The sequence below is a fragment of the Pseudomonas sp. GB2N2 genome, from assembly GCF_054897705.1.
The window spans coordinates 3,485,192-3,507,836 of sequence record NZ_CM142701.1 but is presented as its reverse complement, the minus strand read 5'-3'; the positions used below and the strand labels follow the sequence as shown (position 1 = coordinate 3,507,836).

Below are 22,645 nucleotides of genomic sequence, written 5' to 3'. Positions count from 1 at the left end.
CGCATCACCGCAATCCAACTATAAAAACAAAACAGGTACCTTGCGATGCACAATCAGATTGCCAGCTTCCGAGCTGCGCTCGACGCCCGTCCGGTGTCGCGTTATCAGTGGTTGATCCTGTTGCTCCTGGCGTTGCTGCTGGTCACCGACGGTTATGACGCGCAGGTGCTGGGTTATGTGGTGCCAGCACTGGCGCAGGATTGGGGGCTGGAAAAAGCCGCCTTCGGGCCGGTGTTCAGCGCCAACCTGCTGGGCCTGACGTTGGGCTCCCTGGCGGTGACACCCTTGGCGGATCGATTCGGCGTACGACGGATCCTACTCTGCTGCGTGCTGATCTATGCCTGCCTGACCGTTTTGATGGTCTTCGCCGATTCGCTGAACACGTTGATGGCGGCGCGGTTTATCTGCGGCATCGGCATGGGCGGCGCGATGCCCAGTGCGATGGCGTTGATGTCGGAATACTCGCCGCCGCGCCTGCGCACCTTGATGGTGACGCTGGCCGCTTGCGGCTTTTCGTTCGGCGGTGCGGCGGGCGGATTTGTCGCCGCCGGGTTTATCGACAGCTTCGGCTGGCAAGCGGTGTTCCTCGCGGGAGGCGTCACGCCCTTGCTGCTGTTTCCGTTTCTCGTCTGGTGGTTACCGGAGTCATTGCCGCGCTTGCTGCGTGACGCTCCGCCCTATGCTCGCTTGCGTAAAGTATCCGCGCGCATGCTGCCGGACTGGGAGCCACCAGCCGCTTCGACTGTGCAAAACGAGCAAGAGCAGGGCAGCAAGCTGACCGTGGTGGAACTGTTCCGCAATGGCTACGCGCGACCGACTTTGCTGATCTGGGCCACGTTCTTCGTCAGTCTGATTCTGTTGTATTTCATGATCAGTTGGCTGCCATCGTTGCTGCTGGAAAGCGGCCTGAAGCTCAACGAAGCTAATCTGGTGACGTCGATGTTCCTGTTTGCCGGCACGCTGGGTGCGATCGGCATGGCCTGGTACGCCGACCGGCTCAAAAGCAAGGTGCGCCTGTTGTCGGGGATTCTCGCGGCTGCGGCGGCGTGCACGATTTTGCTCGGGCTGAATCACGACAACCCACGCTATCTGGTGGCCAGCGTGTTTGCTGCGGGGTTCTGCATCATTGGCGGGCAACTGACCCTCAATGCTTTCGCGAGCAATTTCTACCCGGCCCACGTCCGCGCTACGGGCACCGGTTGGGCGCTCGGTGTCGGCCGCTTCGGTTCCATCCTCGGGCCGTTGTTTGGCAGCATGCTGCTGGCGATGCACATCCCGGTGCAGCAGATTTTTTTCTTCTGCGCGATCCCGGCTGTCATCGCCGCGTTGCTGATCATCCAGGTGCGCTCGCCCTCAGAACCTGCACGGCTCTCTGCAGGAACCCGGCTTGCCGGCGATGAACGATAACGCGGTGTTCCTGATGGACCGAGGCGCCTGGATCGCCAGCAAGCGGGTTCCTGAAAGAAGAAGGATCAATGCACGATCGAGTTGGGTGGCAGGTGCCCGAGTCGTTCAGTCAGGCGGATGCGCTGGATCGGATCATCGCTGAGCAGCAGCGCATGCTCGAGGTCGAAGCGCTCGGCATTCGGACAGTCCAGCCGTTGATAGAGGCTGGCTCGGGCCAGGTAGTCGGAAGCACTGGCGTTACCCAGTTCCAGCACGCGCTCTGCGTCGATCAGCGCACCGATGTAATCCTCGTGGGACAGGTGCAACTGGCGCAGGTTGCGCGATAAGCGCTGGAGCATGTGCACAGGCTCGGCCGTCAGCAAGTGCTCGGCGGTGAGTTTCATATTCGGGCCGTACTGGCGATGCAGCAGTTCACGGCAATCGTTGGGGTACAACCGGCGCCCGCCACAAGGGTCGAGCAAATGATCGGCCCCCGGTACGCGAAGCAGGAAATGTCCGGGGAAGTTGACCCCGACCAAAGGGATCTCCAGGCCTCTGGCCAGTTCCAGGGCGATCAGGCCCAATGCCAGCGGTTGCCCGCGCCGACGCTCCAGCACCTTGTCGAGCAAGGCCGCTTGCGGGCGCAAAGGCGTGTAGTCATCCTGGGCAAACCCCAGGTCATTCAGGCGACGCAACAGCGGCTGGGCCAGCTCGCTCACCGGCAACATCGGCAAGCCGTGGCTGACGCGTAATTGCAGGTCCTTGAAGTTGGCCAGGACCGTCGTCGGGTTCACGTCCTTGTCATGTTCGACAGCCATCCACAGCGCCGCTTCGAACAGCGCGGGCGGTGAACGATGCAGGCAGTCGAAGAAGCGTTGGCGCGGCGTCATCAAAATCTCCGGGGCATGCCCCGTTTTAGCCTCGTCCGCGGCGTTCGTCCAGTGGTACGCCGGGATATGCCCGAAACCGCTGATTAGCGGCACGGCTTATTCCGGTGCGCTTCTGCAATTTTTGGGCGCGAGCCTATACTGGCGACTACAAGAAGTGATTCGGGAGCCCTACGATGTTCGCTCTCATGCAAAGCACTCGCCTTGAATCGCTGCACCTGAGCGTGGACCCGGTCACCGGGTTGAAGGCGGTCATTGCCATTCATAACAGCCATCTCGGGCCTGCCCTGGGCGGTTGTCGTTACCTTGCCTATCCGAGCGACGAGTCTGCGGTCGAGGACGCCATTCGCCTAGCCCAAGGCATGAGTTACAAAGCGGCGCTCGCCGGTCTGGCACAGGGCGGGGGCGTGGCGGTGATCATTCGCCCGGTTCACGTGGAAAACCGTGCAGCACTGTTTGAAGCGTTCGGCCGCTGCATCAATCAACTCGACGGTCGCTACATCACCGCCATCGACAGCGGCACTTCAGTGGCGGACATGGATTGCATCGCCCAGCAGACCCAACACGTCACCAGTACCACCTCGGCGGGCGACCCCGCGCCGCACGCAGCGATGGGCGTGTTCGCCGGCATTCGTGCCACCGCCATGGCTCGTCTGGGCAGCGATAACCTCGAAGGCTTGCGCGTGGCCATTCAAGGCCTGGGCAACGTGGGTTATGCCCTGGCCGAGCAGTTGCACGCTGCCGGAGCCGAACTGCTGGTCAGCGACATTGATCACGGCAAGGTGCAACTGGCCATGGAGCAACTCGGCGCCCATCCGATTGCCAACGACGCGCTGCTCAGCACGCCTTGCGACATCCTCGCACCGTGCGGCCTTGGCGGCGTGCTCAATAGCCACAGCGTGACGCAATTGCGCTGCTCGGCGGTGGCTGGCTCGGCGAACAATCAGCTGACGCATCTCGACGTCGCCGATCAACTGGAGCGGCGCGGCATCCTGTACGCACCGGATTATGTGATCAATTCCGGCGGGCTGATTTATGTGTCGCTCAAGCATCGCGGCGAAGAGCTCACCACCATCACGGCGCACCTGTCGAAGATCAGCTCACGACTGACCGAAGTTTTCGCCCACGCTCAAGCCGAAAAACGTTCGCCGGCACGGGTAGCGGACGAGTTGGCGGAGAAGGTGTTGTACCGCTGATTTCTCGGCATGAAAAAGGCCCTGAGCCATTCGACTCAGGGCCTATTCAATTCGGGCGTTTCTTACTTGGGTGTCTTGGCTGCTTTAGCGGGCTTGGCCGGCTCGGCAGCTTCCTCTGTTTCACCCATGGGTTCGGCTATTTCAGCCGGCGCGCTCAGCAATTCGGACAACGCGTCCGGCTGGCTCTTGAACGCCTTGGCGAACACATCGCGGTTCTTCGCCATGTAGATCCCGGCTTCTTCCACTTGCTGCTCGCTCAGGGACGGAACGGCTTTTTGCAGCACTTCAGCCAGCAATTCTGCCAGTTCGAGCATCTTGTCATGACGGTCAGCTTCGGCTTTATCCATGAACAAGCGCTCCAGATCTCGGCTGCTGCGGTATACCACTTCGACGGCCATTCACCACCTCACATGCCTTCACGATAGTTGTCTGTTTCGACCACTGTGTTTTTATACAGCGAAAAGGATAAGCGAATCCCTGCGCTTTGGGTAGTGGCTTTTTAATGTAGACCGAAATCAGCGTTTGTCAGTTAGAACGCGAAAGGGTGCGACCAAACGCCACGGAGCGCGTTTTAGAGCACCTCGCCATCATGTTGCGGGCGTCTCTGGCCTTTTTTCTGCATGCAGAACAACCGTCACGTCCAACCCGCATCATCCGCTCGAACCGAGCTAAGGAAGAATCATCGTGAAAATCAACTGGGCCGAGAACCTGCGGCAGAACGTGCACCAACTGGCCGAATCCCTGGGCAATCTGTTCGTCGAGACCTTCCACTACCTGGCGCTGTTCGCCATAGGTGCGGTAACCGCGTGGGCGGCGGTGATGGAGTTTTTGGGGATGATCGAGGCAGGACACATCAAGATCGATGACATCTTGTTGCTGTTCATCTATCTGGAACTGGGGGCCATGGTCGGGATTTACTTCAAGACCAACCATATGCCGGTGCGCTTTCTGATCTACGTGGCGATCACTGCGCTGACGCGATTGTTGATCTCCAACGTCTCGCACCACAATCCGCCGGACGTCGGGATCATCTACCTGTGCGGCGGTATTCTGTTGCTGGCGTTTGCCATTCTGGTGGTGCGTTACGCTTCCTCGCAATTTCCTTCGGTGAAGATCCAGTACCCGCAACGCACAACCGGTGCCGGTTCCGGTGAACATCCGGAAGTGGAAAAAGGCGAACTTTAAAAGCGCATGGCGAGCCGTTGCTGGTCTTTGACGGACGGCGGCGGCAGGTTGCGGTTGTCGCCGTCGGTCATCGCTTCAAGGATCGACAGGGCGCTGTGGCCCTGCTCGATGGCAATCCCGAACTGGATGCTCTGCACCAAGCGTTTAAGGCGCTTGGGGTCATTGCGTTGTTCGGCGCTGATCATCCGTTTGGCCACGACGTGGCCGCTGTTGGACAGGGTCAGCATGATGCTGCCGTCCAGACCCTGAATGCTCAGGTTGATCTGGTATTCCGGTGCAAAGGCATCGGTAATGAGCTGAAAAGGGTTGTCCATGATGCGTCACCGCCTGATTGAACGTGCAGTTGTTGACCGGCCATGATCGGGTTGGTTCGCAACACCGGACCATTGGCAGGCCGCTCGCAGTCTCACAGGGGATGTAGCAAGGGGCATGCCGTAAGCATTGTCGGACAATCTCGCCCCCTGTAGGAGCGAGCCTGCTCGCGATGGTCGCCAACGTTTACGCGTGCTTACCGCTTAAAACGCAGTGCCGTGAAGCCCATCGCGAGCAGGCTTGCTCCTACAAGAAACCTGCCCGTTTCGGGGCATGTGTTCGCCGACGGTGCAATTTTTGGAGCGGCGAGCGACAGGAAGTGAGGCGACCCAACTCCCGACCTTAACAGCGCTTTTGCTCCGTGTCCGGCTTTTTTTGCGAATGAAAATTTATCTTTTTTCAGGGGTTGAAATGTTCAGCGCACAGACCGATTGTGTAAGTAAGAGGTCACGGTGACGACGCCCAAGGGCCAGCCGAAGGGCCTCTCGCGAGCTAGCTGAATAAGGGATGAACTATGCAAATCCAAGTCAACAGTGATAACCATATTCAAAGCAGCATCCGACTGGAGGAGTGGGTACGTACTACCATTGAGAGCACGCTAGAACGTTATGAAGAAGACCTGACACGCGTCGAGGTCCATCTGCGGGACGAGAACGGCGACAAGCCCGGTCCCCATGATTTGCGCTGCCAACTGGAAGCGCGGCCAAAAGGCCATCAACCGATTTCTGTCACCCACAAGGCCGACACCCTGGAGCAAGCGATCGACGGTGCGGCGGAAAAACTTGAACATGCGCTGGAGCATCTGTTCGGCAAACTGCGGGGCAAACCCCGTGCCGCCGTGGTGCCGTTCGAGAGAGTCGCAGCCGATGCGCTGCTGGAAGACGAGTTCCTCGAAAACGAACAGGCTGCACAAAACGGCTGAGGCCTGAATTACTTATTACCTTTCCACCACTGAAAACGGGCCTGCTGATGCAGGCCCGTTTCTTTTTGTGCCCCATCGCCCTCGGAATCCGCAATCCCCTGCAGGAGCAAGCTCGCTCCTACAGTGGGTATCGATGTTGCGGGCGTCCGGCAATCGGCGCTGATCAGATCTCTTTGCGTATGAGAATATTTATCATTAGTATCGCTGCCCTGGCCTCGTGATATTCCCGAGACCTCACTCGCCCCAGGCCGAAGCATGAAAGCAATCCCCGTGTCCCACCGACTGGCCGTCACTTCCCGTGTGCTCGCCGCCGTGCTCGGCGGTTACATCGTCGCGGCGCTGGCCAGTGTCAGCCTGAGTCTGTGGGTGCCGATGGCCCGCGCCGACGCCGTGGTGACCGGGATGATGACCTCGTTTCTGGCCTACCTGAGCGCGGTGATCTGGTGCTTTGCCTGTCGCAGCGCGGGGCGAGCCTGGCTCGGGTTGATGGTATCGAGCCTGATGCTGGCGGCGTCGTCAGGTCTGGCGAACTGGGTGGGTCACTCATGAAAGGCAGCTTTCGTCCTGCGATGGCCTGGCTGCATACCTGGGCCGGGTTGATCTTCGGCTGGTTGCTGTTCGCCATTTTCCTGACCGGCACGCTCGCCTATTTCAAGGATGAAATCAGCCACTGGATGCAGCCGGAAATCCCGGCCCGTTCAGTCACTGCCGAAGCCAGCCTCAGCGTTGCGCAGAACTATCTTCAGCAACACGCCGCCGGCGCCTCGCGCTGGCTCATCGACCTGCCCGATGCCCGTAAACCTGGCCTGTCGGTGCGCTGGCAGCAAACCCCGGCCAAGCGTGGCGAGCGCGGTCAGTTCACGGAAAAAATTCTCGACCCGCAGACCGGCGCCCAAGTGCAGGGGCGCGACACCAGCGGCGGCGAGTTTTTCTATCGTTTTCACTTTCAACTGCAAATGCCTTATCCGTGGGGCCGCTGGCTGTCGACCATCGCGGCCATGGTGATGTTTGTCGCGCTGATCAGCGGGATCATCACCCACAAGAAAATCTTCAAGGACTTCTTCACCCTCCGCCCGCGCAAGGGCCAGCGCTCGTGGCTCGACGGGCACAACGCGGTGGGGGTTCTGGTATTGCCGTTTCACCTGATGATCACTTACAGCAGTCTGGTGATTTTCATGTCGATGGTGATGCCGGCAAGCATTCTGGCCTCGTATAACGGTGATGCCCGAGCGTTTTTCGATGAGGTATTCCCGGCGTCCACTGCGTCGGAGCGGGCGGGCAAACCGGCTGAATTGGCGCCGTTGGCACCGCTGCTGGAAAAGGCTCGCGAGCAGTGGTCGGGCGGCCAGGTCGCGCGGCTCACCGTGAACAATCCGGGCGATGCGAACGCGTCGGTGGTGTTGGTGCGTGACAGTGCCGATCGCGTGGTCCACGACTTCGGCCGCGCGGCGACCTTCAACGGCGTGACCGGACAGTTGCTCGGCACGTCGCCGGAGCAATCGCTGCCGAAGGCGATTGCCGGGAGTTTCTACGGGTTGCACATGGGCCGTTTCGCCGACCCGGTATTACGTTGGTTGTACTTTATTTTCGGCTTGGCGGGCACGGCAATGATCGGCACCGGGTTGGTGATCTGGCTCGGCAAGCGTCAGCTCAAGCCTGTCAAAAGCGTGGTGATGCCGTTCGAATTACGACTGGTGGAAGTGCTGAACATCGCGAGCATGTCCGGGCTGATGCTCGCGGTGGCGGCGTTTTTTTGGGCCAATCGCGTGTTGCCTGCAGGCACGGCAGGGCGGGCGGATTGGGAAGTGAACTGCTTCTTCATCGTCTGGGGCCTGAGCGTGTTGCACGCCATGGTCCGCCGAGGCCGCACCGCTTGGATCGAGCAGTTGGCATTGGCGGCATTGCTGTTCGGCGCGGTGCCGCTGCTGAATGCCCTGACCACGCCGTATCACTTGGGCGTCACGCTGGCGCAGGGCGACTGGGCGATGGCCGGTTTCGATTTGACGTGCCTGGGCAGCGGCGTGTTTTTCGCCTGGGCTGCGTGGAAAATGCAGCGTGCGGGACAGGCGACAATCGCCAGCCGTCCAGGTGCTCAACCGATCACTCTTGAGCAAGAGGCGAACTGAATGTTGCTGGCCTTTTTGCTCTGTTACGGCGGCTTTACTGCGCTGTGTTTGTCCATGGATCGGCATCACGCCGAGCTGTTGGGTCGCAAACCGACGGCTCGTCGCCGGCAACTGATGAAACTCGCTGGGTGGCTGCTACTGGCCGTGTCGCTGTGGGCGGCGGTGTCCTCGAGCGGTTGGGGACTGGGGCTGGTGGAGTGGTGTGCGGTGTTGATGCTCAGTGCGTTGCTGCTGGTGTGGTTGAGGCCCTATCGCCCGCGCTTGGCTTTGGCGCTGGCGGGGGCGAGCCTGCTCGTCAGCCCTGTTGCCGCGTTCGCGCAGTGTTGAATCGATGATCAGCAGCCCACCGGATTCCCACGACGAAGAGCCGTGCGGCGCCCGTGCGCATTTCCTCCAAGTGTTTTTGTCCCAACGCTCGCAAATGGAAGCACTGGTGAACCGTCGCGTGGGCTGTCGGGCCACGGCGGCGGACCTGGTGCAGGATTTGTTTGTGCGCTTCTGGCGTCGGCCGCTGGTGCAGGTCGAGGAGCTCAGTACCTACTTGTTGCGTTGCGCCGGCAACATCGCCATCGACCATTTGCGCAGCGAAGGCACGCGGGTGCGGGTCACTGAAGGCTGGCAACCGGATCAGCCAGACAGCCACGGCAGCGAACCGCAAGCCGCGCTGGAAGCCGGCAATGATTTGCGCCACGTCGAAGCGGCATTGCGCGCGTTGCCCGAGCGTACGCGGCAGATCTTCCTGCTCAACCGCATCCATGGCCGCAAATACGCCGAGATCGCCCAGGCCATGGGAGTGTCCCAAAGCGCCGTGGAAAAACATATGATGCGCGCCCTCGAAGCCTGCAAGGCCAGCCTGCGAGACCCCGAACCACGCACGCCAGGGAAAGCACCGTGAATCACCTCGAACGCGTCACCCCGACGCCCGCTCAGGAACAGGCGGCTTTTGCCTGGCTGAGTCTGTTGCATGACCAGCCCAGCAGCCGCGACCAGGCAACGTTCATCCATTGGTTGCAGGCCGACCCTGCGCACGCCGAGGCTTACGCTCGGGCGCAAGTGGTGTGGGAGTTGAGCGAAGCGCCGGCGCGGACATTGGCCAACGAAGACGCGTTTGCCCTGCAGGGCTATCTCAATACGATGAATCAATCGCGCCGTGGCAGTCTTCCGCGTTGGTCCGCTGCGCTGGCGATGGCGGCGTGCCTGATGCTGATGATCAGCCTCGGTTCAGGCTGGCAACCGATGCGCTGGGCCGATGACCTGGGCGCTGATTATGTGTCGGCACCGGGGGAAATACGCACCGTCACGTTGGCGGACCAATCGCAAGTGACCCTGGATGCCGACAGCGCCATCGCGGTGGATTTCAGTCGTGGCGAGCGCCACGTGCAGTTGCGGCGCGGCGCCGGTTTTTTCAGTGTGACCCATACGGGAGAGCCGTTTGTGGTCGACGCGGCGAAGGGTCAGGCGCGGGTGCTCGGCACTCAGTTTGAAGTGCGCCTGCAACCCGCTGGCGCGCAGGTGACGGTGTTGTCCGGCCGGGTCGGTGTGACGGCGGACATGCACGCCGAGCAGCAGATTCTGACGGCAGGGCAGCAAGTGGCTTACGCCGACGGTGTCGCGCAAAAGCTGCATGGCGTGGACAGCGAAGCGCAGTTGGCGTGGCGCCAGGGCTGGCTCAATTACTACAAGGCGACCCTGGCCGACGTGGTAGAGGATTTGCGCCGCTATTATCCAGGGCGGATTGTGCTGCTCAGTGATGAACTGGCGGCGCGGCGGGTCAGTGGCAGTTTTCCGAGCAAGGACCCGCAGGCGGTATTGGGGTCGTTGCGGGGGGTGATGGGGTTTGAACAGCACAGCGTGGGACGTCTGATTATTTTGCAGTGAAGTCTCTGGCCTCATCGCTGGCAAGCCAGCGATGGCGTCAGATCAAACACCAGCGATCTCAAATAAAAATATTTTCAAAATGAAAGTGAGGTAAACCCCGGCCCCATCCGTGTAGTGACTGAAACTGCGAGTCATTCGCATCCGTATCGGTTCTACACAGGTCATGAGCAATGAAGTCCAGGGCAAAATCGGGTTCGGTCAAACAGTGGTTGGGTGCCTCGGCGCTGAGCTTTTCGGCATTGGCGTTGCTGCCCCTGAGCGTGGCACTGGCCGCCGAGGCTGGCGCCCCGCAGCAGCGCTCGCCATTCAACTTTGCCCTGGCCGCCAAACCGCTGCCCCAGGCCCTGAGCGATTTCAGCCGGATCACCGGCATCAGTGTGGTCTACACCGATGAAGCGCCGTACGGGATTACCGCGCCAGCCGTCAGCGGGCAGATGAGCGCCGAACAGGCGATCCAGCGTTTGCTCAGCGGTTCGGGCCTGAGCTTCCGTCGCACCGATGCGCACACCATGGCGCTGGAGCCGCAGCCCAGCGACGGCGCCCTGAACCTCGGCGCTACCACCATCACCTCGGTGATGGGCATGAGCTACCAGCCGCCGCCGACCAGTTCGGTGATGCGCTCCTCGGCGTTGCTTCAGGACATCCCGCAGACCATCAACGTGATCCCGGCGCAGGCCATTCGCGACCAGGCGCCGCGCAACCTCGACGATGCGCTGGCCAACGTCAGCGGCATCACCCAGGGCAACACCCTCGGCAGCACCCAGGATTCGGTGATGACCCGCGGCTTCGGCGACAACCGCAACGGTTCGATCATGCGCGACGGCATGCCGATCGTGCAGGGCCGTGGCCTCAACGCCACCGTCGACCGCATCGAAGTGCTCAAGGGCCCGGCCTCGTTGCTCTATGGCATTCAGGACCCGGGCGGCGTGGTCAACCTGGTCAGCAAGAAACCCGAACTTGAGCAGTACAACGCGTTGACCCTGCGTGGCTCGACCTACGGCGATGGCAAAAACGGCAGCGGCGGCGGCCTCGACAGCACCGGTGCCCTCGGTGATTCCGGGCTGGCGTATCGCATGGTGCTGGACCACGAAGACGAAGATTACTGGCGCAACTTCGGCACCCACCGCGAGACCCTGGTGGCGCCGTCCCTGGCCTGGTACGGCGAACGCACCACGTTGTTGTTCGCCTATGAGCACCGAGAATTCCTGACCCCGTTCGACCGTGGCACGCTGATCGACCCGCGCGACAACCATCCGCTGGACATATCCCGCGAGCGCCGTCTCGACGAGCCGTTCAACAACATGGAAGGGCGCTCGGACCTGTATCACTTCGAGGCCGACCACGAACTCAACGACAACTGGAAAGCGCATTTCGGCTACAGCTGGAACCGTGAAACCTACGACGCCAGCCAGGTTCGCGTTACCGCCATCAACACCAGCAATGGCACGCTGACCCGCAGCATGGACGGCACCCAAAACGCGATCAGCACCGACCGCTTCGCCACCGCCAGCCTCGAAGGCAAGGTCAATGTGCTGGGCATGCAGCATGACCTGGTGTTCGGTGTCGATGACGAGTACCGCAAGATCTACCGCGAAGACCTGATCCGCCAGAAAAGCCTGACCACCTTCAGTTACCTCAACCCGGTCTATGGCCGTGAAGTTGTCGGTAGCACGGTCAGCCCGGCGGACAGTGCGCAGACCGATCTGCTGCGCAGCGATTCGTTGTTTCTGCAGGACTCGGTCCACCTCACCGACCAGTGGATTCTGGTGGCGGGCGGACGTTTCCAGGCGTACGACCAGTACGCCGGCAAAGGCGTGCCGTTCCAGGCCAACACCGACAGCAACGGCCAGAAGTGGGTGCCGCGCGCCGGCCTGGTTTACAAGTACACCGATGCGTTGTCGTTCTACGGCAGCTACACCGAATCGTTCAAACCCAACTCGACCATCGCCCCGTTGAGCGGAAGCAGCACGGTGCTCGACGGCAGCATTGCGCCGGAAGAAGCCAAGTCCTGGGAAGTCGGGGCCAAGCTGGATATTCCGGGCCGTTTGACAGGGAACGTTGCGCTGTTCGACATCAAGAAACGCAACGTGCTGGTGGCCAATGCCGAAGGTCCGGTGACCCTGTACAGCGCGGCCGGCGAAGTCCGTTCCCGTGGTCTGGAAGTGGATTTGACCGGACAGCTCAGCGACCGCTGGAGCATGATCGGCAGCTATGCCTACACCGACGCCGAAGTGACCGAGGACCCGACCTACAAAGGTAAAAAACTGCAAAACGTGGCGAAGAACAGTGGCTCGCTGTCAGCGGTCTACGACTTCGGCACCATCGTTGGTGGCGATCAGTTCAGGGTGGGCGCGGGTGCGCGCTATGTCGGTGAGCGGGCGGGGAATGCGGTGAATGATTTCGACCTGCCGAGCTACACCGTGGCCGATGCTTTCGCGACCTACGACACCAAGGTTGAAGGGCAGAAGGTTAAGTTTCAGTTGAACGTGAAGAACCTGTTCGATCGCACCTACTACACCTCGGCGGCGAGCCGGTTCTTTGTGTCGATGGGGGATTCGCGGCAGGTTTCGCTGTCCAGCACTCTGGAGTTCTGACCACAGACCGCGTTATCGTTCATCGCTGGCAAGCCAGCTCCCACAGGGTTTGCGTCGACACAAAAACCTGTGGGAGCTGGCTTGCCAGCGATGGCGTCCTTTGGGTCAGCGCAAAAATGCCTGCCGATACTCGCCAGGCGTACCGCCCAGAACCTGCCGAAACCGATTGGTAAAGTGACTGGCACTGGCAAACCCGCACGCCAGCGCTATCTCGCCCAACGGCTGCGAGGTCGAACGCAACAAATCCCGCGCCCGGCTCATCCGTCGCGCCAACACATATTGATGCGGCGGCAACCCGAAGCTCTCGCGGAACATCCGCGCAAAGTGATACTCCGACAACGCGCACATACCCGACAATTGCCCCAAGCTGATCGCCTCGGCCAACCGACTGTCGATGAACTCTACCAACTGCCGGCGCTGATGAGCCGCCAATCCGCCCCTGAGCCGCAAGCCCTCGCGCATGCCGACCTGGCTGAGTAACGCGTGGCTGAGCATTTCATGGGCCAGACTGCTGGTCAGCAGCCGTTCGCCGGGTTCTTCCCAATTGAGGCTGAGCATTTGGTGAAAACGCCGGGCTTGCTGCGGGTCGTCGAGAAAAGTCCCTTCGCGCAATTGCAGTTCACGGGGTTCGCGGTCCAGCAGCGTGACGCAGCCGAGGGCAAATTGTTCGGGGCTGAAATACAGATGGGCCAGGCGAATGTCGCCGTTGATCACCCAGCCGGACTGATGGTCGGCGGGCAATACGCACAGTTTATCCGGGCCGCCCTTGGTGCCCGGCTGGTCGCGGCGAAAGGTCCCGGTGCCGCCGGCGATGTAGCACGACAGCGTGTGGTGGCTCGGCGCTTCGTAATCCTGGGCGTCGTGATGGTTGCTCCACAAGGCTGCAGCCATGCCGTCACCGAGCTCGGCGCTGTGCTCGAGGCGAGCATTGGGCGAGCGGTTGAGGGCTTGAAAGACTTGCAGGGTTTCCAGTGCGGGCATGATCGGTTCTCTCCAACGAATGCAATCCTACTCCGTAGACATCGGCGTGCCAGCCCATGAGCCGACAAAAGCGCAAGTTTATGCAAGTGATCGAGAGGACTTCGCAGGACACTGATGACCTATCGAGGAGTCTTTGCCATGAACCTGTCGTTGTACTTGCTGACCGTGCTGATCTGGGGCACCACCTGGATTGCCTTGAAATGGCAACTGGGCGTGGTCGCTATTGCGGTGTCGATCGTCTATCGCTTCGGCCTTGCGGCGCTGGTGCTGTTCGCCATGCTGTTGCTCAGCCGCAAGCTGCAAGTGATGAACCGTCGTGGGCATCTGATCTGCCTGGCGCAGGGCTTGTGCCTGTTTTGCATCAACTTCATGTGCTTCCTGACGGCCAGCCAGTGGATTCCCAGCGGTCTGGTGGCGGTGGTGTTTTCCACCGCGACCTTGTGGAACGCCCTGAATGCGCGGGTGTTCTTCGGTCAGAAAATCGCCCGCAACGTGCTGATGGGCGGCGCGCTTGGCCTGCTTGGGTTGGGCCTGCTGTTCTGGCCTGAACTGGCCGGCCACACTGCCAGCCCGGAAACCTTGCTGGGCCTGGGCCTGGCGCTGCTCGGCACGCTATGTTTCTCGGCGGGCAACATGCTGTCGAGCCTGCAGCAGAAAGCCGGTCTGAGGCCGCTTACCACCAACGCCTGGGGCATGGCCTATGGCGCGGCGATGCTGTCGGTGTGGTGCCTGGTCAAAGGGATTCCGTTCGATATCGAGTGGAATGCGCGCTACATCGGCTCGCTGTTGTACCTGGTGATTCCGGGTTCGGTGATCGGCTTCACCGCCTACCTGACGCTGGTCGGGCGCATGGGGCCCGAACGCGCAGCGTATTGCACGGTGTTGTTCCCGGTGGTGGCGCTGAATGTGTCGGCGTTTGCCGAAGGCTACCAGTGGACTGCACCAGCGCTCGGCGGGCTGGTGCTGGTGATGCTGGGCAACGTGCTGGTGTTCCGTAAACCCAAGGCGCCAATGGTGCAGGGCAACGGCAAACTGGCCTGACGCTGTTGGGTTGATGGGGCGCAACGGGCGGACGTTATAAGCGTCCGCCCGTTTTCGTCAGCCTTTCCAGACGTGCGGGTTCACCAGATCCTGCGGCCGCTCACCCAGCAAGGCGCTGCGCAGGTTGGCCAAGGCACGGTTGGCCATCGCTTCACGGGTTTCGTGGGTGGCCGAGCCGATGTGCGGCAAGGTCACTGCGTTTTTGAGCTGGAACAGCGGCGATTCGGCCAGCGGTTCTTTCTCGTAGACGTCGAGTCCGGCGCCACGGATCTGGTTGTTTTGTAGCGCCTCGATCAGCGCCGGTTCGTCCACCACCGGGCCGCGGGCGATGTTGATCAGAATCGCGCCCGGTTTCATCAGCGCCAATTCCCGGCGGCTGATCAAGTGTTTGGTTTTTTCACTGAGCGGCACCACCAGGCAGACGAAATCGGCTTCGGCCAGCAGCTCATCGAGGCTGCGGAACTGTGCGCCGAGTTCTTGTTCCAGCGCAGTTTTGCGGCTGTTGCCACTGTAGAGAATCGGCATGTTGAAACCGAGCCGACCGCGACGGGCGATGGCCGCGCCGATATTGCCCATGCCGACGATGCCCAGGGTCTTGCCGTAGACATCAGTGCCGAACAACTGAGGGCCCACGGTGGCTTGCCATTGGCCGGCCTTGGTCCAGGCGTCCAGTTCGGCGACGCGGCGGGCGCTGCTCATGATCAGGGAAAAGGCCAGGTCGGCGGTGCTTTCAGTCAGCACGTCGGGGGTGTTGGTCAGCATGATTCCGCGTTCGTTGAAGTAGGCGACGTCGTAGTTGTCATAGCCAACAGACACGCTGGACACCACTTCCAGCTTGCTGGCGTTCTCCAGTTGCGCGCGCCCGAGTTTGCGGCCTACGCCGATCAGACCGTGGGCGTGGGGCAGGGCTTCGTTGAACTGGGCGTTGATGTCGCCATGTTTCGGATCAGGCACGATGACATCGAAGTCCTGCTTGAGGCGTTCGATCATTTCGGGAGTGACGCGACTGAAAGCGAGGACGGTCTTTTTCATGGGAGGAGGGCTCGTCGGGCGTGGAGAATGCCAAGCACGCTAACATTCTTCTCCTCGGTTGTGCGAGTGCCCGGATCAACCGACTGTGTCAGTTGGCCAACCGTGCGCCGCCCAGGCTGCCGCTCAGTTCATACGCCGCCAGTTCCGCCTGATGCGCCGCGAGGATCTCCGGCAACGACCCACGCAGGTACTCAACCCAGGTCTTGATCTTTGCATCCAGGTATTGCCGCGACGGATAGATCGCATACAGGTTCAGTTCCTGCGACCGGTAGTTCGGCATAACTCGCACCAGCGAGCCGTTGCGCAACCCTTCGATCGCTGCATACACCGGCAACACGCCAACCCCCATGCCGCTGGTGATCGCGGTTTTCATCGCGTCGGCGGAGTTCACCAGGAACGGCGAGCTGTTAATGGTGACCATCTCCTGACCTTCCGGACCGTCGAAGGTCCATTTTTCCAGCGGGATCACCGGGCTCACCAGGCGCAGGCAGGCGTGGTTCAACAAATCGCTGGGCTTGTGCGCGCAACCGTTGGCTTTCACATAGGCCGGCGAGGCACAGACAATGCTGTAGGTGATGCCCAGGCGCTGAGACACGAAGCCTGAATCCGGGAGTTCACTGGCGAGGACGATGGACACGTCGTAACCCTCGTCGAGCAGGTCCGGTACGCGGTTGGCCATGGTCAGGTCGAAGGTGACGTCGGGATGGGTCTTGCGATACCGGGCGATCGCATCGATCACGAAGTGCTGGCCGATACCGGTCATGGTGTGCACTTTCAGCTGCCCGGCCGGACGGGCGTGGGCGTCGCTGGCTTCGGCCTCGGCTTCTTCGACGTAGGCGAGGATCTGTTCGCAGCGCAACAGGTAGCGCTTGCCGGCCTCGGTCAGGGCGATGCGACGGGTGGTGCGGTTGAGCAGGCGGGTTTGCAGGTGGGCTTCCAGGTTGGAGACCGCGCGCGAGACGTTGGCCGTGGTGGTGTCCAGTTGCACGGCGGCGGCGGTGAAGCTGCCGGCCTCGGCCACGTAACTGAAGGCGCGCATGTTTTGCAAAGTGTCCATGGGGTGCTCTCTTGTCGAATGACAAATTGTGACACGAAGTTGCCGATTTTTTACAGGCGACTAAAGATGGACCAAGGGATTATCGCGCTAACGGTAACAAAGATTCACAGGATTCCCGGCTTATCGCCATCCAGACCGCCCCCTAGAATTACGCCGATCGTACAACCCCGTCCTCTCAGGAAATCACCGCAGTGCCGCGTCGCATCAACAGAGCGCTTCAGACGCTCAGTGTTTTGGCTTTAACCCTGGCAATCAGCGGCTGCATTGGTACCGCCGGCATTGCCCCGCAGGACAAAGCACTGCAGGCCGATTCACTGGCCACCGACGCCACCATCCAAAGCGCCGCGCAAGACGCTCACTGGCCCACCGCGCAATGGTGGCAGGCTTATGGCGACCCGCAACTGAACCGCTGGATCGACCTTGCGCTGAAAGGCAGCCCGAGCATGGCCATGGCCGCCGCGCGCGTGCGTCAGGCCAGATCGATGGCCGGCATTGCCGAGTCCGCCGAATCGCTGCAGATTAATGGCGAGTCCACCCTGAAGCGCCACAACTGGCCCACCGATCAGTTCTACGGGCCGGGCAAATTGGCCAACACGACGACCTGGGACAACAACGCCGCGCTGGGTTTCAGCTACGCCCTCGACCTCTGGGGCCGCGAAAGCAATGCCAGCGAACGCGCCGTGGACCTGGCGCACATGAGCGCTGCCGAAGCCCGCCAGGCCCAACTCGAATTGCAGAACAACATCGTGCGCGCCTACATCGAACTGTCGCTGCACTACGCGCAGCGTGACATCGTCGTCGCGACGCAAAAACAGCAACAACAGATTCTCGACCTCGCGCAGAAACGTTTGAACGGCGGCCTCGGCACGCATTTCGAAGTCAGCCAGGCCGAAACTCCGCTGCCGGAAACCCACCGCCAGCTCGATGCGCTCGACGAAGAAATCGCCCTGAGCCGCAATCAACTCGCGGCCCTGGCCGGCAAAGGACCGGGCGACGGGGCGCAGTTGCAACGACCGACACTCGCGTTGGGCGCGGCGTTGAAACTGCCCTCGTCGTTGCCGGCGCAGTTGCTCGGCCAGCGCCCGGATGTGGTTGCCAGCCGCTGGCAAGTGGCGGCGCAGGCGCGGGGAATCGATGTCGCGCATGCCGGTTTCTATCCCAACGTCGATCTGGTCGGCAGCCTCGGCTACATGGCCACCGGCGGCGGGGCGCTGGAATTCCTTACTGGCAAGAAGCTCAACTACAGCGTCGGCCCGGCGATCTCGTTGCCGATCTTCGACGGCGGCCGCCTGCGTTCCGAGTTGGGTGAAGCCTCCGCCGGCTATGACATCGCCGTGGGCCGGTACAACCAGACGCTGGTCAATGCGCTGAAGAATATCTCCGACCAGTTGATCCGCCGCGAGTCCATGGACAAGCAGCAAACCTTCGCCGCCGAGTCGGTCGCCACGGCGCAGAAGACCTACGACATCGCGATGATCGCCTGGCAGCGCGGGCTGACCGATTACCTCAACGTGCTCAATGCCCAGACCTTGTTGTTCAAGCAGCAGCAAATCCAGCAGCAGGTTCAGGCCGCGCGCCTGCGCGCCCACGCCGAACTGGTGACGGCGCTTGGTGGCGGGCTGGGTGCCGGCAATGATGTGCCGGACGCCGCCAAGACCGCCGCACCCAAAGCCCCGGCCACTTTGACGAGCCTCCTGAATTGAACACCCATCCTGTGGGAGTGAGCCTGCTCGCGATAGCGGTGGGTCATTCAGCATCTTTATTGCCTGACCCACCGCTATCGCGAGCAGGCTCACTCCTACAGGGGCGGCGGCCGGATTTAATTGTATGAGCACGAATCCATGACGCCATCGCTGCGCTGGCTCTACTCCCTCGAATGGCGCCGAGGCTTCTCCGACTGGGCACGCAGTGATGGCGTGACCTGGGTCTACATCTTCAAGGTGTTGCTCGCCGCGTTCCTGACCCTGTGGCTGGCCATGCGCCTGGAGTTGCCGCAACCGCGCACGGCGATGATCACCGTGTTCATCGTCATGCAGCCGCAAAGCGGCCAGGTGTTCGCCAAAAGCTTCTACCGCTTTCTCGGCACCTTGACCGGCTCGGCAGTGATGGTGGCGCTGATTGCCTTGTTCGCGCAAAACACCGAACTGTTCCTCGGCGCGCTGGCGATCTGGGTCGGCCTCTGTACGGCGGGTGCGGCGCGTTATCGCAACTTCCGCGCCTACGGTTTTGTGCTGGCCGGTTACACCGCGGCGATGGTCGGCCTGCCGGCCCTGGCGCATCCGGACGGCGCGTTCATGGCCGCCGTATGGCGGGTGCTGGAAATCTCCCTGGGGATTATTTGCTCGACGTTGGTCAGCGCCGCGATCCTGCCGCAAACCGCCAGCGCCGCCATGCGCAACGCCTTGTATCAGCGCTTCGGCGTGTTTGCGCTGTTCGTCACCGACGGCTTGCGCGGCCGCAGCAAACGCCTGGCTTTCGAAGCGAGCAACGTGCGCTTCATCGCCGAAGCCGTTGGCCTGGAAGGATTGCGCAGCGTCACCGTGTTTGAAGACCCGCACATGCGTCGGCGCAACGGCCGGTTGAGCCGTCTGAACAGCGAATTCATGGGCGTCACCACCCGCTTCAACGCCTTGCATCAGTTGCTCGAACGCTTGCACAGCAGCGGCGCCGATCAGGTGGTTGCGGCGATCAAACCGGGCTTGCAGGACCTCGCCGAAATGCTCGACGGGTTCAGTGGTCGCGCGATGACCAGCCCTGATGCGGCACGTCTGGTGACCGCGCTCAATATCTATAAGGAAAGGCTGCCGGCGAGGGTTCGCAGCTTGCGGGCAACGTTCCAGGAGAGCGACCCAAGCGACGCCGAGCAGCTGGATTTTCACACCGCCTACGAGCTGCTCTACCGCTTCGTCGACGACCTTCACAGTTATGCGCAGACCCACGCGTCCCTCGCCGATCACCGTCATGAACGCGAGCAATGGAACGAGCCCTTCACCTCGCAAACCAACTGGATGGCATCCGCCGCTTCGGGGATTCGCGCGGCGTTCATTCTCGTCGTATTGGGCAGTTACTGGGTCGCCACCGCGTGGCCGAGCGGCGCGACCATGACGTTGATTGCCGCCGCCACCGTGGGCCTTTCTGCGGCGACACCGAACCCGAAACGCATGGCCTTTCAAATGGCCTGCGGCACGTTCCTCGGTGCACTGATCGGCTTCGTCGAGATGTTTTTCATCTTCCCGTGGATCGACGGTTTCCCGTTGCTATGCGTGATGCTCGCGCCGGTGATCGTGCTCGGCTCGTTCCTGACCTCGCGCCCGCAATACGCCGGGGTCGGCCTTGGTTTGCTGATCTTCTTCAGCACCGGTTCGGTGCCGGACAACCTCACCCTGTACAACCCTTACACCTTCATCAACGACTACATCGCCATGGTCCTCGGCATGCTGGTGTGCGCCGCTGCGGGGGCGATCATTCTGCCGCCCAACAGTCGCTGGTTATGGCGGCGGCTGGAGCAGGATCTGCGCGGGCAAGTGGTGTATGCGATCAGCGGCAAGCTCAAGGGCCTGGCGTCGAGTTTTGAAAGCCGCACGCGGGACTTGCTGCATCAGGCTTACGGGCTGGCCGCCGGTTCGCCGCAGGTGCAACGGGACTTGTTGCGCTGGATGTTGGTGGTGCTGGAAGTCGGTCACGCGATCATCGAATTGCGCAAGGAGCAGGCGATCCTGCCGGTGCACCCGGCGTATGCCGAGTCGCAACCGTGGCGCCAGTCGATCCGCGTGATGGGCCGCTCGCTGGTGCGCCTGTTTCTGCAGCCGAGCCAGAGCAATCTGGAGCGCGGATTGATTGCGGTCGACCATGCGATCAGCCGCGTGCAAGCCACTGACGAACCCTTCGCCCCGCACTTCGACACCTCCGCGTTACGCCGGGTGAAAAGCTACCTGCACTTTATCCGCACCTCGTTGCTCGACCCGCAATCACCGCTCGCCGCTTACGTGAAAGCCCCGTCTGAAGGACTTGAACATGCCTCGTGAAATCGCCTTCCACGGCGTGTACATGCCGACCATGACGCTGATGTTTTTCATCGCCGCGGCGCTGGCCTGGGTGCTGGACCGGTTTCTGTCCGGTTTCGATCTGTACCGCTTCTTCTGGCACCCGGCGCTGCTGCGCCTGAGTCTGTTTACCTGTCTGTTCGGCGCCCTGGCGCTGACTGTCTACCGTTGACTCTCCATCACTAAAGAAGGTTTTGATGAAAAAGCTCTTCAGCCTGCTCGCGACCCTGCTGGTGCTGGCCCTCGCGATCTGGATTGGCCGGACCCTGTGGGTGCATTACATGGACACGCCGTGGACCCGCGACGGTCGGGTGCGTGCCGACATCATCAACGTTGCCGCCGACGTCACCGGGGAAGTGGTGGACGTGCCGGTGCGCGATAACCAGCAGGTGAAGAAGGGCGATCTGCTGATGCGCATCGACCCCGAGCATTACCGAATCGCGGTCAAACAAGCGCAAGCGCTGGTGGCCTCACGCAAGTCGACGTGGGAGATGCGCAAGGTCAACGCCCACCGCCGCGCCGACATGGACGCCTTGGTCATCTCCAGGGAAAACCGCGACGACGCGAGCAACATCGCCGACTCGGCCCTGGCCGATTACCAGCACGCCCAGGCGCAACTGGAAGCCGCCGAACTGAACCTGAAACGCACCGAAGTGCGCGCGGCCGTGGACGGCTACGTGACCAACCTTAACGTCCATCGCGGCGACTATGCACGCATCGGCGAAGCGAAAATGGCCGTGGTCGACATGAATTCGTTCTGGGTGTATGGCTTTTTCGAAGAAACCAAGTTGCCCCACGTGCGGGTGGGCGACAAGGCCGACATGCAGCTGATGAGTGGGGAAGTGTTGAAGGGGCACGTGGAAAGCATTTCGCGCGGGATCTACGACCGCGACAATCCGGAGAGCCGTGAACTGATCGCCGATGTGAACCCGACCTTCAACTGGGTGCGGCTGGCGCAGCGAGTGCCGGTACGGATTCACATTGATGAGGTGCCGGACGGGGTGTTGCTGGCGGCGGGGATCACCTGCACCGTTGTGGTTTATTAGCTTTTAGACCGGGTCGACGCCATCGCGAGCAGGCTCACTCCTACATTTGGAATGCATTTTCCCTGTAGGAGTGAGCCTGCTCGCGATGGCGTCACCTCGGTTTCAGAGCTGCCCACTCAACCCAAACCGCTTCATCAACTCCGACTCCAGCAACCCCTTCGGCAACAACCCCGCCAACAACGGCAACGCCCGGCTGCCGTTGCCCAGGCGAATCAACCGCGGTGGTTTGCCCTGCTGTGCAGCCTTGAGCAAACCAGCGGCAAATTCACTGGCCGGCGTCGGGTTGTCCTGAGACGCCTTGGCTCTGGCCCGAATCCCTTCACGCAACGGAAACCACGGCGACTGCTCGCCGATCAACTGTTCCGCCTGCGCCCCGGCATTCTTGGCAAAACTGGAAGCAATCGCCCCCGGCTGAACTTCCATCACCCGCACACCAAACGGCGCCAGTTCCATGCGCAAGGCGTCGCTCAAGGCATGCACGGCGGCTTTGGATGCGCAGTAAGCACCGGCGAACGGCGTGACCAACACCCCTGACACGCTGCCGATGTTCACCACCAGCCCCTTGGCACGGCGCAGCATCGGGAACAGCGCGCGTGTGACGCCAACGATGGCAAACACATTGGTTTCAAACTGACGCTGCATGGCCGGCACGCCGCCGTCCAGCAGCGGCCCCATCGCGCCATATCCGGCATTATTGATCAGGACATCGAGGCCGCCATGCTGTTGATTGATCTGCTCGCTCAACTGCTCGAGTGCGGCACCATCGTTGACGTCCAGTTGCACGGCGGTGAACCCCGCCGCTTGTAAAACCGCCACGTCTTCAACCTTGCGGGCACTGGCCCAGACCTGATAACCCGCTGCTTTGAAGGCGTCGGCGAGGGCGCGGCCAATGCCGCTGGAACAACCGGTAATCAATGCAACGGGCATGGCGCGGTCCTTGTGCAAAAGAGAGAAGGGAA

The 22,645-nt window shown here is 61.5% G+C and carries 21 protein-coding genes and 1 pseudogene; 15 read left to right on the top strand and 7 right to left on the bottom strand.

Features of this window, described 5'->3' with window-relative positions; translation table 11 throughout:
• The first annotated feature begins 45 nt into the window (after positions 1-45).
• The gene (locus tag ACYZT4_RS16285; protein WP_461981279.1) at positions 46-1,407 is read left to right on the top strand and encodes an MFS transporter; all 1,362 of its coding nucleotides are present in this window, start codon (positions 46-48) and stop codon (positions 1,405-1,407) included.
• A gap of 65 nt (positions 1,408-1,472) precedes the next feature.
• On the opposite strand, the gene ACYZT4_RS16280 is transcribed toward ACYZT4_RS16285, so the two are convergent.
• Entirely contained in the window at positions 1,473-2,276 is an 804-nt protein-coding gene (locus ACYZT4_RS16280) for a SirB1 family protein (RefSeq protein WP_461988705.1), read from the bottom strand.
• A gap of 173 nt (positions 2,277-2,449) precedes the next feature.
• On the opposite strand from ACYZT4_RS16280, the gene ACYZT4_RS16275 reads away from it, so the two are divergent.
• Positions 2,450-3,469 carry a Leu/Phe/Val dehydrogenase gene (locus ACYZT4_RS16275; RefSeq protein ID WP_461981277.1) on the top strand — a complete coding sequence of 340 codons (1,020 nt, stop codon included), beginning with the start codon at positions 2,450-2,452 and terminating at the stop codon, positions 3,467-3,469.
• A gap of 143 nt (positions 3,470-3,612) precedes the next feature.
• Here ACYZT4_RS16275 and ACYZT4_RS16270 read toward each other — a convergent pair.
• Positions 3,613-3,867, bottom strand: a pseudogene (locus ACYZT4_RS16270) (YebG family protein); the annotation flags it as partial.
• A 286-nt stretch (positions 3,868-4,153) separates the two neighbouring features.
• Here ACYZT4_RS16270 and ACYZT4_RS16265 point away from each other — a divergent pair.
• Complete coding sequence (locus ACYZT4_RS16265; protein WP_461981275.1) at positions 4,154-4,654, top strand: phosphate-starvation-inducible protein PsiE; 501 nt, start codon at positions 4,154-4,156, stop codon at positions 4,652-4,654.
• On the opposite strand, the gene ACYZT4_RS16260 is transcribed toward ACYZT4_RS16265, so the two are convergent.
• Positions 4,651-4,968, bottom strand: a complete 318-nt coding sequence (locus ACYZT4_RS16260; protein ID WP_461981273.1) for a DUF3509 domain-containing protein — start codon at positions 4,966-4,968, stop codon at positions 4,651-4,653. The genes ACYZT4_RS16265 and ACYZT4_RS16260 overlap by 4 nt on opposite strands.
• Positions 4,969-5,480: 512 nt before the next feature.
• Here ACYZT4_RS16260 and ACYZT4_RS16255 point away from each other — a divergent pair.
• From ACYZT4_RS16255 to ACYZT4_RS16225, 7 genes are all read left to right on the top strand, one after another.
• Entirely contained in the window at positions 5,481-5,888 is a 408-nt protein-coding gene (locus ACYZT4_RS16255; protein WP_150710160.1) for an HPF/RaiA family ribosome-associated protein, read from the top strand.
• Positions 5,889-6,143: 255 nt separating this feature from the next.
• A complete protein-coding gene (locus ACYZT4_RS16250; RefSeq protein ID WP_461981271.1) occupies positions 6,144-6,437 on the top strand; it encodes a DUF3649 domain-containing protein in 294 nt (97 codons plus the stop codon).
• Positions 6,434-8,014 carry a PepSY-associated TM helix domain-containing protein gene (locus tag ACYZT4_RS16245; protein WP_461981269.1) on the top strand — a complete coding sequence of 527 codons (1,581 nt, stop codon included), beginning with the start codon at positions 6,434-6,436 and terminating at the stop codon, positions 8,012-8,014. The genes ACYZT4_RS16250 and ACYZT4_RS16245 overlap by 4 nt, the downstream gene beginning before the upstream one ends.
• The gene (locus ACYZT4_RS16240) at positions 8,015-8,341 is read left to right on the top strand and encodes a DUF3325 domain-containing protein (protein ID WP_461981267.1); all 327 of its coding nucleotides are present in this window, start codon (positions 8,015-8,017) and stop codon (positions 8,339-8,341) included.
• A 4-nt stretch (positions 8,342-8,345) separates the two neighbouring features.
• Entirely contained in the window at positions 8,346-8,909 is a 564-nt protein-coding gene (locus tag ACYZT4_RS16235) for an RNA polymerase sigma factor (RefSeq protein ID WP_461981265.1), read from the top strand.
• Positions 8,906-9,892, top strand: a complete 987-nt coding sequence (locus tag ACYZT4_RS16230; RefSeq protein WP_461981263.1) for a FecR family protein — start codon at positions 8,906-8,908, stop codon at positions 9,890-9,892. Before ACYZT4_RS16235 ends, ACYZT4_RS16230 begins: the two co-directional genes overlap by 4 nt.
• Before the next feature lie 170 nt (positions 9,893-10,062).
• Positions 10,063-12,486 (top strand): TonB-dependent siderophore receptor, encoded by a 2,424-nt coding sequence (locus tag ACYZT4_RS16225; protein ID WP_461981261.1) that lies wholly within the window; start codon positions 10,063-10,065, stop codon positions 12,484-12,486.
• Between the two features lie 105 nt (positions 12,487-12,591).
• Here ACYZT4_RS16225 and ACYZT4_RS16220 read toward each other — a convergent pair whose 3' ends face one another.
• On the bottom strand, positions 12,592-13,467 hold the full coding sequence (locus ACYZT4_RS16220; RefSeq protein WP_461981259.1) for a helix-turn-helix domain-containing protein: 876 nt from the start codon (positions 13,465-13,467) through the stop codon (positions 12,592-12,594).
• 138 nt (positions 13,468-13,605) lie between these two features.
• On the opposite strand from ACYZT4_RS16220, the gene ACYZT4_RS16215 reads away from it, so the two are divergent.
• Entirely contained in the window at positions 13,606-14,508 is a 903-nt protein-coding gene (locus tag ACYZT4_RS16215; RefSeq protein WP_461981257.1) for a DMT family transporter, read from the top strand.
• A 57-nt stretch (positions 14,509-14,565) separates the two neighbouring features.
• Here ACYZT4_RS16215 and ACYZT4_RS16210 read toward each other — a convergent pair whose 3' ends face one another.
• A complete protein-coding gene (locus ACYZT4_RS16210; protein WP_461981255.1) occupies positions 14,566-15,540 on the bottom strand; it encodes a 2-hydroxyacid dehydrogenase in 975 nt (324 codons plus the stop codon).
• A gap of 88 nt (positions 15,541-15,628) precedes the next feature.
• Positions 15,629-16,597: a LysR family transcriptional regulator gene (locus tag ACYZT4_RS16205; protein WP_461981253.1), complete on the bottom strand. Its 969-nt coding sequence runs from the start codon at positions 16,595-16,597 to the stop codon at positions 15,629-15,631.
• 191 nt (positions 16,598-16,788) lie between these two features.
• Here ACYZT4_RS16205 and ACYZT4_RS16200 point away from each other — a divergent pair, with 191 nt between their 5' ends.
• From ACYZT4_RS16200 to ACYZT4_RS16185, 4 genes are all read left to right on the top strand, one after another.
• Positions 16,789-18,300, top strand: coding sequence for an efflux transporter outer membrane subunit (locus ACYZT4_RS16200; RefSeq protein WP_461981251.1), 1,512 nt, complete (start codon positions 16,789-16,791; stop codon positions 18,298-18,300).
• Positions 18,301-18,438: 138 nt separating this feature from the next.
• Positions 18,439-20,622, top strand: a complete 2,184-nt coding sequence (locus ACYZT4_RS16195; RefSeq protein ID WP_461981249.1) for an FUSC family protein — start codon at positions 18,439-18,441, stop codon at positions 20,620-20,622.
• The gene (locus ACYZT4_RS16190; RefSeq protein ID WP_131063469.1) at positions 20,612-20,812 is read left to right on the top strand and encodes a DUF1656 domain-containing protein; all 201 of its coding nucleotides are present in this window, start codon (positions 20,612-20,614) and stop codon (positions 20,810-20,812) included. The genes ACYZT4_RS16195 and ACYZT4_RS16190 overlap by 11 nt, the downstream gene beginning before the upstream one ends.
• A 25-nt stretch (positions 20,813-20,837) precedes the next feature.
• Positions 20,838-21,686, top strand: a complete 849-nt coding sequence (locus ACYZT4_RS16185; protein WP_461981247.1) for an efflux RND transporter periplasmic adaptor subunit — start codon at positions 20,838-20,840, stop codon at positions 21,684-21,686.
• 102 nt (positions 21,687-21,788) lie between these two features.
• On the opposite strand, the gene ACYZT4_RS16180 is transcribed toward ACYZT4_RS16185, so the two are convergent.
• Positions 21,789-22,613: an SDR family oxidoreductase gene (locus ACYZT4_RS16180; protein WP_461981245.1), complete on the bottom strand. Its 825-nt coding sequence runs from the start codon at positions 22,611-22,613 to the stop codon at positions 21,789-21,791.
• Between the last annotated feature and the right edge of the window lie 32 nt (positions 22,614-22,645).